At 70.8% G+C, this 13649-nt stretch carries 11 protein-coding genes; 1 reads left to right on the top strand and 10 read right to left on the bottom strand.

The window, feature by feature from the left end:
* Positions 1–100: 100 nt before the first annotated feature.
* The 10 genes from IH50_RS0130260 to IH50_RS0130305 all read right to left on the bottom strand — a co-directional run bounded on the left by IH50_RS0130260 (position 101) and on the right by IH50_RS0130305 (position 12939).
* Positions 101–1873 carry an IucA/IucC family protein gene (locus IH50_RS0130260; RefSeq protein WP_030869328.1) on the bottom strand — a complete coding sequence of 591 codons (1773 nt, stop codon included), beginning with the start codon at positions 1871–1873 and terminating at the stop codon, positions 101–103.
* The gene (locus IH50_RS0130265) at positions 1870–2409 is read right to left on the bottom strand and encodes a GNAT family N-acetyltransferase (protein ID WP_030869331.1); all 540 of its coding nucleotides are present in this window, start codon (positions 2407–2409) and stop codon (positions 1870–1872) included. Before IH50_RS0130265 ends, IH50_RS0130260 begins: the two co-directional genes overlap by 4 nt.
* Complete coding sequence (locus IH50_RS0130270; protein ID WP_030869334.1) at positions 2406–3698, bottom strand: lysine N(6)-hydroxylase/L-ornithine N(5)-oxygenase family protein; 1293 nt, start codon at positions 3696–3698, stop codon at positions 2406–2408. Before IH50_RS0130270 ends, IH50_RS0130265 begins: the two co-directional genes overlap by 4 nt.
* Entirely contained in the window at positions 3682–5124 is a 1443-nt protein-coding gene (gene desA / locus IH50_RS0130275; protein ID WP_030869337.1) for a lysine decarboxylase DesA, read from the bottom strand. Before desA ends, IH50_RS0130270 begins: the two co-directional genes overlap by 17 nt.
* Before the next feature lie 192 nt (positions 5125–5316).
* On the bottom strand, positions 5317–6366 hold the full coding sequence (locus IH50_RS0130280) for an ABC transporter substrate-binding protein (protein WP_030869340.1): 1050 nt from the start codon (positions 6364–6366) through the stop codon (positions 5317–5319).
* Positions 6367–6469: 103 nt separating this feature from the next.
* Positions 6470–7060 (bottom strand): Uma2 family endonuclease, encoded by a 591-nt coding sequence (locus IH50_RS0130285; RefSeq protein ID WP_030869343.1) that lies wholly within the window; start codon positions 7058–7060, stop codon positions 6470–6472.
* Between the two features lie 128 nt (positions 7061–7188).
* The gene (locus tag IH50_RS0130290; protein WP_030869346.1) at positions 7189–8349 is read right to left on the bottom strand and encodes an acyl-CoA dehydrogenase family protein; all 1161 of its coding nucleotides are present in this window, start codon (positions 8347–8349) and stop codon (positions 7189–7191) included.
* A 5-nt stretch (positions 8350–8354) separates the two neighbouring features.
* On the bottom strand, positions 8355–9302 hold the full coding sequence (locus IH50_RS0130295) for a hydroxymethylglutaryl-CoA lyase (protein ID WP_030869348.1): 948 nt from the start codon (positions 9300–9302) through the stop codon (positions 8355–8357).
* Positions 9299–11308, bottom strand: coding sequence for an acetyl/propionyl/methylcrotonyl-CoA carboxylase subunit alpha (locus tag IH50_RS0130300; protein WP_030869349.1), 2010 nt, complete (start codon positions 11306–11308; stop codon positions 9299–9301). Before IH50_RS0130300 ends, IH50_RS0130295 begins: the two co-directional genes overlap by 4 nt.
* A gap of 14 nt (positions 11309–11322) precedes the next feature.
* On the bottom strand, positions 11323–12939 hold the full coding sequence (locus IH50_RS0130305; protein WP_030869351.1) for a carboxyl transferase domain-containing protein: 1617 nt from the start codon (positions 12937–12939) through the stop codon (positions 11323–11325).
* Positions 12940–13026: 87 nt separating this feature from the next.
* On the opposite strand from IH50_RS0130305, the gene IH50_RS0130310 reads away from it, so the two are divergent.
* Positions 13027–13623 (top strand): TetR/AcrR family transcriptional regulator, encoded by a 597-nt coding sequence (locus IH50_RS0130310; RefSeq protein WP_030869353.1) that lies wholly within the window; start codon positions 13027–13029, stop codon positions 13621–13623.
* The last annotated feature ends 26 nt before the right edge of the window (positions 13624–13649 follow it).

Consider the following 13649-nt stretch of genomic DNA (forward strand, 5'->3'; position numbering starts at 1 on the left):
TCGCGCAGTTCCCCGCGCCCCTCAAGGGGTTTGCCCTGAGGGGGTTTTCAGTGACGGGCGCTCCGGGGACCGTACTCCGGAGCGCCCGTCGGCTATCGGCTCAGAACCCCGCGATCGGGTTCTTCAGGGTGCCCACCAGCTGGAGCGCGCCGGACGGGTCCGTGAGGTCCACCATCTGCCTGTTGTCGCGGAGCTGGAGGCGGTTGAGGCAGGACAGGGCGAACTCGGGGGCGAACATGTCGTACCGGGTGAACTTGTCGGCGAGTTCGGGGACCGACGCCTGGTACTCGCGGGTGATCTCCGCGACCGTGCCCCAGAAGGCGTCCTCCGCCACGATGCCCTCCTCGGCGAGGTTCGCCGCGAGGAAGCGGAAGAAGCAGTCGAAGACGTCCGTGAAGATCGACAGGAGTTTCGTGTCCTCCGGGACCTCCACCCGGATGCGGGACACCTCCGGCGGCAGCACCGCGTCCGGGTCCATCACCGCGATCTCCTCGGCGATGTCCTTGTAGATCGCGCGCTTCACCACCCCGTCCTCCAGGACGAGGATCACGTTCTCGCCGTGCGGCATGTACACCAGGTCGTAGGCGTAGAAGCTGTGCAGCAGCGGGACGTAGTACGCCCGCAGGTAGTGCCGCAGCCACTCGGCCGGGGCGAGCCCCGAGCGTGCGATCAGCGCGCCCGCGAAGGACCTCCCCTCGTGGTCGACGTGGACCAGGGAGGCCATGGTGGCGAGCGACTCGCCGTCCGCCAGGGACGGCACCGGGCTCTCCCGCCACAGCGCGGCCAGCATCTTGCGGTACGGCGAGTAGCGGTCGGTCGCCTGCTCGTACTCCAGGTGCCGGTAGCCCACGGCGGCCCGCTCCCGGATGACCGACAGCCCCGTCGCCTTCAGCACCGGGTCGCCGTCGATGAGCCGGGCCAGCCAGTCGTTGATCGCCGGGGTCGCCTCCATGTAGGCGGCGGACAGACCGCGCATGAAGCCCATGTTGAGGACGGACAGGGCCGTCTTCACGTAGTGCTTCTCGGGGTGCGAGGTGTTGAAGAAGGTGCGGATGGACTGCTGGGCCAGGTACTCGTCGTCGCCCTCGCCCAGGCAGACCAGGTGCCCGCGCGCCACCTCGGCGGCGAAGGTGACGGACAGCTTGTTCCACCACTGCCAGGGGTGGACGGGGACGAGGAGGTAGTCGGCGGGGTCGAGGTCCCGCCCGCGCAGGACGGCGTGGAAGCCCTCGACGGTCTCCTCGCCCAGCTCCTGCCGGATGAACGACTCGTACTCGATCCCCGCCCCGGCCGTGAACGCGGCCCGCGAGCGGTGTGCGGCCAGCCACACCAGCCTCACCGGGTTCGCCGTCTCCGGCGCGTACGCCCGGTACTCGTGGACGCCGAAGCCGAGCCGCCCGTTGTTGGCGACGAAGCAGGGGTGGCCCTCGGTCATCCCGGTCTCGACGGCCTGGAAGCCGGCGTCGACCAGCTCGGCGACCGGGACCTGCGGCTTGGTGAGCTTGTAGCAGGTGCCGGAGAGGGTGGAGGAGATCTCCTCCAGGTACACCGGCAGGATCTCGTCGCTCAGGCCCAGCGACTTCCGCAGCTCGATGAAGAAGTCCAGGGCCGCGAGCTCGAGTTCGGCGTCGTCCCGGTGGCGGGTGATCGAGTCGGCGTCGATCACCCAGTGGTCCAGGGCGCGGAGCGTCGCCGTGAAGGCGTACCGGGTCAGGCCGTCGTCGCTGCGGACGACCCACCCGCCGTCGCCGGTGGCCTCCGGTGTGACGAGCCGCTCGTGGGCGAACTCGGCGAGTGCCTTGCGGATGAGCAGGCGGTTGGCCCGCGCCCAGCGGTGGGGGGACAGGTGCGCCACGGCGTCGGACAGGGTCATACGGTTGCTCCTCGGGCGGCCTCGAACTGTGCGCGCGTGCAGAAGCTCAGCAGCGCGCGCTTCTCCGGCTTGTCGATCTCACGCTCGGGTACGAAGCCCACGGCCTCGTTCAGCGCGTGCACGGCCTTGTTGGACACGTCCGGCTCGACCACCACCCGCCGGGTGGCCGGGTCGGCGAACAGCTCCTCCATCACGGCGGTGATGACGGCCCGGGTGAAGCCGTGCACCGGCCGGTCGGTGGGGGCGACCAGGAAGTGCATGCCGACGTCGCCGGGCTCGGGGTCGTACAGGCCGGTCAGTTCGACGTACCGGGGGTCGTACGTCTCCATCAGGAAGGCCGGTTCGCCGTCGTGCAGGCCGAGGTGGGCGTGGTGGTGCTCGTGGGCGGCGATGCGCAGGTACTCGCGCTCGACGTCCTGGAGTTCCGCGTCCTGCATCATCCAGAACGCCGCCTTGGGGTGGGTCACCCAGCGGTGCACCAGCTCGGCGTCCCGCAGCGGGTCCAGGGGGCGGACGGTGAACGTACCGATGCTCATACGAAGAACTCCTGGAACGCGATGCTCTTCTCGACCGGGTAGTACTCGGTGCCGAGCAGCTCGCGGATGATGGTCGCGTTCCGGTACGGGCCCATGCCCAGGTCGGGGCTGGTGACGCTGTGGGTGTGGACGCCGGCGTTCTGCAGGAAGATGCCGCGGCCGGTGACGTCGATGGCGTAGTCACGGCTCACGTCGAAGCGGCCGTGCCCGTCGAAGCGGAGCCGGTCGCGGACGGGGTCGAGGAAGGCCGGCGGCTCGTAGTGGTAGCCGGTGGCCAGCACCAAACCCTCGGTGCGGATCTCGAAGTCCTTGTCCTGCTCGTCCTGGTGGAAGCCGAGCGTGTAGCCGCCGTCCTCGTAACGGGCGGTGGTGAGCGAGGAGTTGGTGAGCAGCCGGGTGGGGACGCCGCGGCCGCCGCTCTCGACGTTCTTCTGGTACAGCAGGTCGAAGATCGCGTCGATCAGCTCCGAGTTGATGCCCTTGAAGAGGCCCTTCTGCTGCTTCTCCAGCCGGTAGCGGGTCTCCTCGGGCAGCGCGCGGAAGTAGTCGATGTAGTCCGGGGAGGTCATCTCCAGGGTCAGCTTGGTGTACTCCAGCGGGAAGAACCGCGGGGAGCGGGTGACCCAGTTGAGCCGGTAGCCGTGGACGTCGATCCCGGAGAGCAGCTCGTAGTAGATCTCGGCGGCGCTCTGCCCGCTGCCGACGACCGTGATCGACTCCTTGTTCAGCAGTTCCGCCTTGCGGTGTACGTACTGCGCGTTGTGGAAGAGGCCGCCGTCCAGTCCGCGGCAGGGTTCCGGGACGAACGGCACGGTGCCGGTGCCGAGCACCAGGTGCCGGGCGTGGTACGTCCCGCCGTCCGCCGTCGCCACCGCGTACAGCCCGTCGCCCTCGTCGTACGTCACCTCGGCGACCGTCGTGTTGAAGCGGATGCTGCTCAGCTTCCCCGCGGCCCAGCGGCAGTAGTCGTCGTACTCGACCCGCAGCGGGTAGAAGTTCTCCCGTATGTAGAACGAGTACAGCCGCCCCTTCTCCTTCAGGTAGTTGAGGAAGGAGTACGGGGAGGTCGGGTCGGCCAGGGTGACCAGGTCCGACATGAACGGGGTCTGCAGGTGGGCGCCGTCGAGGAACATGCCGGCGTGCCATGCGAAGTCCGGCTTGGACTCCAGGAAGACGCCGTTCAGCTCGTCGATGGGCTCGGTGAGGCAGGCGAGGCCGAGGTTGAAGGGGCCCAGGCCGATGCCCACGAAGTCGTGGACGGTGTCGGGGGCTTTAGGAAGCGCGGTCAAGGGACTCTCCCAGGTACTGCTCGGCGTGGCCGGCGATCAGATCGAGGACGGCGGCGATGTCGGAGGTGGTGGTCTCGGGGTTGAGCAGGGTGAACTTCAGGTAGTGGCGCCCGCCCACCTTGGTGCCCGCGACCACCGCGTCACCGGAGGCGAACAGGGCCTTGCGGGCGTAGAGGTTGGCGCGGTCGATCTCGGCGGGGGCGGTGACGGCGGCCGGGACGTAGCGGAAGACCAGGGTGGACAGGCTCGGCTCGACCACGACGTCGAAGCGGGGGTCGGCGGCCAGCAGTCTCCAGCCCTCGGCGGCCAGGTCGCACACCTCGTCGAAGAGCTCCCCGATGCCGTCGGCGCCCATCACGCGCAGCGTCATCCACAGCTTGAGCGCGTCGAAGCGGCGGGTGGTCTGCAGGGACTTGTCCACCTGGTTGGGGATGCGTTCCTGCACCATGCGGCGCGGGTTGAGGTACTCGGCGTGGTAGGTGGCGTGCCGCAGCGTGGCCGCGTCGCGCACCAGCACGGCCGACGAACTGACCGGCTGGAAGAAGGACTTGTGGTAGTCGACGGTGACGGAGTCGGCGTGCTCGATGCCGTCGATGCGGTCCCGGTGCTTCAGGGAGGCGAGCAGTCCGCAGCCGTAGGCGGCGTCCACGTGCATCCACACGCCGTACCGCTCGCACAGTCCGGCGATCTCCGGCAGCGGGTCGATGGAGCCGAAGTCGGTGGTGCCGGCGGTGGCGACGACGGCCATGGGGACCAGGCCGGCCTCGGCGCAGCGTTCCAGCTCGCGGGCGAGGGCGACGGTCCGCATGCGCTTGTCGTGGTCGACGGGGACGGACACGACGGCGTCGGGGCCGAGGCCGAGCAGTTTCGCGGACTTCTGCACGCTGAAGTGGCTGACCTCGGAGGCGAAGACGCGCAGTTTCGCCAGGTCGCCGGTCTTGGCCTCCTCGCGGGCCAGCAGCAGGGCCTGGAGGTTGGACTGGGTGCCGCCGGAGGTGAACACGCCGTCGGCGGCCGGGCCGAGGCCGATGCGGCCCGCCGTCCAGTCGATGAGCTTCCGCTCGATGAGGGTGCCGCCGGCCGACTGGTCCCAGGTGTCCAGGGAGGAGTTGACGGCGGAGAGCACGGCCTCGCCGAGCACGGCCGGGATGACGACCGGGCAGTTGAGGTGGGCGAGGTAGCGGGGATGGTGGAAGTAGACGGCGTCCCGGAGGTAGACGTCCTCCAGTTCGTCCAGCACGGCGGTGGTGTCGTGCAGCGGCCGGTCGAGGTCGATGCCGTCGATGCGGGGGGAGAGCGCGTCGACGGTGACGCCGGTGAACGGCCGTTCGGTGGTGGCGAGTTTGGCCGCCACCCGCTCGACCCCTTCGGTCACGGAGCGGCGGTAGTGCTCCGCGGTGGTGTCGTTGAGCAGGTGCGAGCGCATGGGGGTCCTCCGGTGGGGACGATCCGGTGCGGGGAAAAGGCCGGTGGCGCATTACTTAGGTTAGCCTAACCTAAATAACGCGCCGCGACACCGGGCCGTGCCGTGACCGTGATCACTCCCGCACCGGGAGTGACCGGTCGTCACATCCGTTGCCCACCGCCCTCGTCCGGGCGGTCAGGGGGAGGCGGAGGGTCAGCCGACCTTCTTGGCCTTCTCGATGGCCTCGGCGAGGTTGTCGAGGAGCGGCGTGCACTTGTCGTAGGACAGGATCGGCTCGGGGGAGCGGGCGATGACCTGGCCGGCCTTGACCGCGGGGAGCTGCTTCCAGGTCGCCTCGGTGATGTCGGCGGGCTGGATGGTCGAGGCGCGGTCGTCCATGATGATGACGTCGGCCGGGTACTTGTCGACGTTCTCCCAGCTCAGCGTCTCGAACCAGCCGCCGGTGTCCTTCTTCGCCTCCTCCGGGGGCTCCACCAGGTTCACGCCGAGGGCCTTGAAGTACTCCAGGTCGATGGAGTAGTTGGAGCCGGAGACGTAGAAGACGTCCTGCGCGGCGGAACCGGCCAGCACCCTGATCTCCGGGCGGGCCTTCGCGGCCTTGCGCAGCCGCTCGGCGGCGGCCTCGAACCTCTTCTTCGCCTCGACGACCTTCGTCGCCTTCATGTCGGCGCCCAGCGACTCGGCCAGCTCGGCCATGCGCTGCAGCGGCTTGGGCATCTGGAGGTCGTAGACGGAGATCGCGACGCTCGGGGCGAGCTTGGCGATCTTGTCCTTGGAGGCCTCGGGCACGTACCAGAGCGTCCCGGCCTCGTCGAACGTCGTGGAGATGAGCACCTCGGGCTGGAAGGCCGCGTACTGCTCGACGTTGAAGCTGTCGAACTTGTTGCCGAAGATCGTCAGCTTGCTGACGTCCATGTCGCCGGCCTGGACGTCGGCCTTGCCGTCCGTCGTCCTGGTCGGTCCGAAGACGCCCTTCACCTCGATGCCGTAGTCGAACAGCGCGGCGGCGACACCGGTGAACGCGACGATGTTCGTCGGCACCTTGTCGAGCTTCACGGTGGTACCGCGGTCGTCCTTGAAGGACCAGGGGCCGGACTTGGGCTCGCCGGACCCCGAGGCGTCCGAGCCGCCGCTTTTCGCGTCGTCGTCCCCGCAGGCGGTGAGCACGGCGCCGAGTCCGAGGACGCCACCGGCGGCGAGCAGTCCCCGACGGGAGAAGCGGGCGGTACTGGCGTTCGACATGGGCGAGTCTGCTTTCGTGCGTACGGAGCCGGCCTCGGCCGGAAACAGGCTTAGGTTAGCCTAACCTCATGATCTGTCCAGAGGGGGCTCCGTATGCATCCCCTCACACAGGAGAGCCGGCGTCCCGGTCCTTGCCGTAGCGACGGAACGCGGAAGTGTCCACCGTCCAGGGGCCGAACGGGACCATGTCCCCGAAGATGTACGGGTCCTTGTCGCTGTAGCGGTTCCCGCACGGGACCGAGTGCACCTCGATCGTGCCGGTGCGTGGATCGACGATCATGTAGTGGGGAATGCCCATCGCGGGGTATTCGCAGAGCTTTTCGATGTAGTCGTTGTTCGGGTTGGACGGGGAGACGATCTCGACCACCGCCAGGACCTGCGTGGCGTCGACGGCGAGACCTTCCTCGTCGAGGACGGACTCGGGGATGACGACGGCGTCCGGGCGGCGCATGCGGCCGATCGCGGGGTGCTCGATCTCCGGGCCGCTCTCGCAGATGTAGCCGGGGTGGGTCGCGGGAAGCTGCTCATCGAGCTGGTTGCGGATGCGCCGGATGGTGCCCTCGTGACGCTTCGAGGGGCACATCATGGCCAGTATCGGGCCTGACGGTCCGATCTCCACGCTCCAGGAACCTTCGAGCTGTTCGGCATGGGCACCGAGCTGCTCGGCGATCGCGCGCATCTTCGCGTAGTCCATGACTCCAGGGTACTGACGACTTCGCACAGTGGCCGCTCGTGTTCGTCACGTGATCAATCCGGTGCCGGCCCCTCGTCGACGGGGCGGCCGGCCCGCGTGCACGCTGGACGCGGGCCGGCGCCGGGGGTTCAGCCCGCCAGCCCCAACTCCCGTGCGATCAGCATGCGCTGGACCTCGCTCGTGCCCTCGCCGATCTCCAGGATCTTGGAGTCGCGCCACATGCGGGCCACCGGGTACTCGTTCATGAAGCCGTACCCGCCGTGGATCTGCGTGGCGTCGCGGGCGTTGTCCACGGCGACCGTGGACGAGTACAGCTTCGCCAGCGCCGCCTCCTTCTTGAACGGCTCCCCGGCCACCAGCCGGCTGGCCGCGTCGCGCCAGGCGAGACGGGCCGTGTGGGCCTTCATCTCCATGTCCGCGATCTTGAACTGGATCGCCTGGTTGGCGCCGATCGGCCGGCCGAAGGCGTGCCGCTCCCTGGCGTACTTCACCGACTCGTCCACACAGCCCTGCGCGAGACCCGTGCCCAGCGCCGCGATGGCGATGCGGCCCTCGTCCAGGATGCGCAGGAACTGCGCGTACCCGCGGCCCTCTTCGCCCAGCAGGTTCGCCGCCGGGACGCGCACGTCCTGGAAGGACAGCTCCCGCGTGTCCGAGGCGTTCCAGCCGACCTTCGAGTACGGGGCCGCCACCGTGAAGCCCGGCGTGCCCGACGGGACGATGATCGCCGAGATCAGCGGCCTGCCGTCGGGCTTGCGGCCCGTCACCGCCGTGACCGTGACCAGGCCCGTGATGTCCGTGCCCGAGTTGGTGATGAAGCACTTGGTGCCGTTGATGACCCACTCGTCCGTCGACTCGTCCAGCCGGGCCGTCGTACGGGTCGCGCCCGCGTCGCTGCCGCCGTCCGGCTCCGTCAGACCGAACGCGCCCAGGATCTCGCCCGAGCACAGCCGGGGCAGCCACGTGCGCTTCTGCTCCTCGGTGCCGAAGAGGTGGACCGGCATCGCGCCGAGCGAGACGCCCGCCTCCAGGGTGATCGCCACCGAGGAGTCGACCCGCGCCAGCTCCTCCAGGGCCACGCCGAGGGCGAAGTAGTCGCCGCCCATGCCGCCGTACTCCTCCGGGAACGGCAGCCCGAACAGGCCCATCCGGCCCATCTCCCGCACGATCTCGTACGGGAACTCGTGCCGCTCGTAGAAGTCACCGATCTTCGGCGCCACCACGTCGTGCGCGAACTCCTCCACCGTGCGGCGGAGTTCTTCCAGTTCGGGGGAGAGCTTGTGGTCCATGTCGTTCACTGCTCCTGGTGGGAGAGGGCTCGTACGGTGCGGGACGGGCTGGGTCGGCCCAGGTGCGCGGCCATCCAGACGCTCGTGGCGACCAGACGGTCGAGATCGACCCCGGTGTCGATGCCGAGGCCCCGCAGCATCCACACGAGGTCCTCGGTGGCGAGATTGCCGGTGGCGGACTTCGCGTACGGGCAGCCGCCCAGTCCGCCGGCGGAGGCGTCGACCGTGGTGACGCCGTGCCGGAGCGCGGCCAGCGTGTTGGCCAGGGCCTGGCCGTAGGTGTCGTGGAAGTGCACGGCCAGCGCGGACACCGGGACGTCCGCCTCGCCGAGCGCGGCGAGCAGGGCCGTCACATGGCCGGGAGTCGCCACCCCGATGGTGTCGCCCAGGCTCAGCTCGTCGCAGCCCATGTCGAGCAGGGCCCGGCACACCCGCACCACCTGGGCGACCGGGACCGCGCCCTCCCACGGGTCGCCGAAGCACATCGACAGATAGCCGCGGACGTGGATGTCCTCCGCCTTCGCCCGCCGCACCACCGGTTCGAACATCGCCAGCGCCTCGTCCACCGTGCGGTTGAGGTTGGCCCTGGCGAAGGACTCCGTGGCGCTGGCGAACACCGCGACCCGCCGGGCTCCCAGCGCCAGCGCGCGGTCCAGGCCGCGCTCGTTCGGCACCAGGACCGGCAGCGACACCGGCAGGTCGGACACCGCCGGGTACAGGTCCTCGGCGTCCGCGAGCTGAGGCACCCACTTCGGGTGCACGAAGCTCGTCGCCTCGATCGTGGTCAGGCCGGTGCCGGCCAGGCGGCGGACGAACTCCGCCTTGACGGCCGTCGGCACGGTCGCCTTCTCGTTCTGCAGTCCGTCGCGCGCGCCCACCTCGTGGATCCGCACCCGCGCGGGCAGCCCTTCAGCCGGTACGACCATCGGCAGATCCAGTTCCGAGGCGTTCATGCCGTCTCCTCCTCCACCGGTGCGATGACCGCGAGCACCTGGTCCATGGCGACCGTCGTGCCCGGGGCCACGTCCAGTTCGGTGACCGTGCCGGCGTGCGGGGCGGAGATGACGTGCTCCATCTTCATCGCCTCCACCACCAGCAGGCTCTGGCCCGCCGCCACCTCGTCGCCGACGGCGACCTTCACCACCGTCACCGTGCCCGGCATCGGCGCGGTCAGCGAGTCGGCGCCCGCCTGACCCGCCCGGGTGAGGGACGCGGCGACCGGGTCGTGGTCGCGCACGTGCCAGGCGTCGCCGTCCCGCCCCAGCCAGGTGCCGTCCGGCAGGGCGGCGAAGGTGTGGGTGACGCCGTCGACCGCACAGGTGAACCGGTGCCCGTCCAGCGGGCCCGCGGACCCCCGCACCGGGGTGCCGGCGCCCGGCAGCAGCAGTTCCGTCCCGCCGTCCGCCGTGCCGCGCACGCGCACGGTCACCGGGTCGTGGCCCGCCACCCGCAGATGGTGCGCCGTCCACGCCCGCTCGCCGCCCATCCGCCAGCCGTCGGCGGCGGCGAACGGGTCGGCCCAGCCGGATCCGCCGGCGGGCCGCCGGAGGGCGGCCTGGCGCAGCAGCGCCGCCGCCGCGTACGTCTCCGCCGGCACCCCGTCCGGTACGAGCCCGTCCACCTCCCGCTCGACCAGCCCGGTGTCCATGTCGCCCGACACGACCGCCGGATGCGCGAGCAGCCGCCGCAGGAACCCGGCGTTGGTCGGCACGCCCAGCGTCACCGTCTCCGCCAGCGCCGCCCGGAGCCTGCGCAGCGCCGTCGCCCGGTCGGGGCCGTACGCGATCACCTTGGACAGCATCGGGTCGTAGAGGCTGCCGACCTCCGTGCCCTCGCTCAGCCCGGAGTCGGTGCGCACGCCGTCGCCCTGCGGCTCACGCAGCCTCAGCACCGTGCCGCCCGACGGGAGGAAGCCGCGCGCCGGGTCCTCCGCGCAGACACGGGCCTCCACCGCGTGCCCGGTGAGCCGGATGCCGTCCTGCCCGAACGGCAGCGGCTCGCCCGCCGCCACCCGCAGCTGCCACTCCACCAGGTCCAGCCCTGTGATCAGCTCGGTGACCGGGTGCTCCACCTGAAGGCGGGTGTTCATCTCCATGAAGTAGTACGACGACGGGTCGCCGCCCGGGACGATGAACTCCACCGTGCCCGCGCCCCGGTAGCCGCAGGAGCGGGCCGCCTGGACCGCCGCCTCGCCCATCGCGGCCCGGGTCTCCTCGTCGAGGAGCACGCTGGGCGCCTCCTCGATGATCTTCTGGTGGCGGCGCTGCAGGGAGCACTCGCGCTCGCCCAGGTGGACGACGCCCCCGTGGCCGTCGGCCAGCACCTGGATCTCGATGTGCCGGGGCCGGTCGACCCACCGCTCGACCAGCAGCGTGTCGTCGCCGAAGGAGGCGCGGGCCTCGCGCCGCGCGGCGGCGATCTCGTCGGCCAGCGCCGCCACGTCCCGCACCAGGCGCATGCCCTTGCCGCCGCCGCCCGCCGACGGCTTCAGCAGCACCGGCACGCCGATCTCCCGGGCGGCCTCGGCGAGCTGCCCGTCGGTGAGCCCGCCGCCGCTGGAGCCGGGCACCACCGGCACCCCCGCCGCCTTCACCGTCTCCTTCGCGCGGATCTTGTCGCCCATCAGGGCGATCGCGTCCGCCGGGGGCCCGATGAACACCAGCCCCGCCTCCTCGCACGCCCGCGCGAAGGCGGCGTTCTCGGCGAGGAAGCCGTACCCCGGGTGGACCGCCTGCGCGCCGCTGCGGGCGGCGGCCCGCAGCAGCCGCTCCACCGACAGATAGCTCTCCGAGGCCGCCGCCGGCCCGATCCGTACCGCCGTGTCGGCCTCCCGCACATGCCGCGCGTCGGCGTCCGCGTCGGAGTACACCGCCACCGAGCGCACGCCCATCGACCGCAGCGTGCGGATGACGCGCACCGCGATCTCGCCCCGGTTGGCCACCAGCACTGTCTCGAACATCGTTGTCCGTCCCCTCACATCCGGAAGACGCCGAACTGAGGGTCACTCAGTGGCGCGTTGGCGCACGCGGTCAGGGCCAGGCCCAGGACCCGCCGGGTGTCCAGCGGGTCGATCACGCCGTCGTCCCAGAGGCGGGCCGTCGCGTAGTAGGCGTTCCCCTGACGCTCGTACTGCGCGCGGATCGGGGCCTTGAAGGCGTCCTCGTCCTCGGCCGGCCACTCCTCGCCGCGCCCCTCCAGCTGGTCCCGCTTCACGGTCGCGAGGACGGAGGCGGCCTGCTCGCCGCCCATCACCGAGATCTTGGCGTTGGGCCACATCCACAGGAAGCGGGGGGAATACGCCCGCCCGCACATCGAGTAGTTGCCCGCTCCGTACGACCCGCCGACCACCACCGTCAGCTTCGGCACGCGCGTGCAGGCGACCGCCGTGACCATCTTGGCGCCGTGCTTGGCGATGCCGCCCGCCTCGTAGTCCCGGCCCACCATGAAGCCCGAGATGTTCTGCAGGAACACCAGCGGGATGCCGCGCTGGTCGCACAGCTCGATGAAGTGGGCGCCCTTCTGCGCGGACTCGGAGAACAGGATGCCGTTGTTGGCGACGATCCCCACCGGGTGGCCGTGGATCCGGGCGAAACCGGTGACCAGGGTCTGCCCGAACTCCGACTTGAACTCCGCGAAACGGGAGCCGTCCACGACCCGCGCGATGATCTCGCGCACGTCGTACGGCGTGCGGGAGTCGACCGGCACCGCGCCGTACAGCCCCGCCGGGTCCACCTTGGGCTCGACCGCCTGCTCCACCCCCCAGGGCAGAGCCCCCCGTGCGGGGAGCGTGGAGACGATGTTCCGCACGATCCGCAGCGCGTGCGCGTCGTCCTCCGCGAGATGGTCGGTCACGCCCGACACCCGCGCGTGGACCTCGCCGCCGCCCAGCTCCTCCGCCGTGACCACCTCACCGGTGGCCGCCTTCACCAGCGGCGGACCGCCGAGGAAGATCGTGCCCTGGCCGCGGACGATCACCGCCTCGTCGCTCATCGCCGGGACGTACGCCCCGCCCGCCGTGCACGAGCCGAGCACCGCCGCGATCTGCGGGATGCCGGCGCCGGACATCCGGGCCTGGTTGTAGAAGATCCGCCCGAAGTGGTCCCGGTCCGGGAACACCTCGTCCTGCATCGGCAGGAAGGCACCCCCCGAGTCCACCAGGTAGACGCAGGGCAGCCGGTTGTCGAGGGCTACCTCCTGCGCGCGCAGGTGCTTCTTCACCGTCATCGGGTAGTACGTGCCGCCCTTGACGGTGGCGTCGTTGGCCACGACCACGCACTCCCGGCCGCTGACCCGCCCGATCCCGGCGATCACGCCGGCCGCCGGGGCCTGCCCCTCGTACATCCCGTCGGCCGCCAGCGGGGCCAGCTCCAGGAAGGGCGAGCCGGGGTCGAGGAGGGTGTCCACGCGCTCGCGCGGGAGCAGCTTGCCGCGCGCGGTGTGCCGTGCCCGCGCCCGCTCGCCGCCGCCGAGCGCCGCCGCGGCCAGCTTGCCGCGCAGCTCCCCGACGAGGGCGCGGTGCGCCTCCTCGTTGGCCCGAAAGGCCTCCGACGCGGGATCGGCCGCGCTGTGAAGCTCCGGTGCCTCGTGCATCCTCGCGGGTCCCCTCACTTGTTAATGAGCGTTAACGCATTTCCTTCAGGTTAACGACCGCTAACCGTGCTGTCTAGAATCGTCTTCATGGCCACCAGAACCGACGCCCCCACCCGCCGCGAGCAGATCCTCAAGGAGGCCGCCCGGCTCTTCGCCGACCGCGGCTTCCACGGCGTCGGGGTCGACGAGATAGGCGCCGCGGTCGGCATCAGCGGCCCCGGGCTCTACCGGCACTTCGCGGGCAAGGACGCGATGCTCGCGGAGCTGCTGGTGGGGATCAGCGGCCAGTTGCTGACCGGTGCGAAGCGGCGCCTGAAGGAGGCCGGCGGGGTGGCCCCCGAGGCGGTCCTCGACTCGCTGATCGAGGGGCACATCGACTTCGCGCTCGACGACCGCCCCCTCATCACCTTGCACGACCGTGAGCTGGACCGCCTCCGGGACACCGACCGCAAGCTGGTGCGCCAGTTGCAGCGGCAGTACGTCGAGCTGTGGGTCGGGGTGGTGCGCGAGGTGTACCCGGAGCTGGCCGAACCGGCCGCCCGCTCGGCGGTCCACTCGGTGTTCGGCCTGCTCAACTCCACCCCCCACCTGACCCGCCCCGGCTCCCTGCCCGGCCGCACCGGCACCGCCGAACTGCTGCACCGGATGGCCCGGGGCGCGTTCGCGGCGGCGGGCGCTCCGTGACCCCGGCGGAGTGACGAGCGTTACGG

It is taken from the genome of Streptomyces sp. NRRL S-37 (assembly GCF_000721605.1).
In the GTDB taxonomy this organism is placed as follows: Bacteria; Actinomycetota; Actinomycetes; order Streptomycetales; family Streptomycetaceae; genus Streptomyces.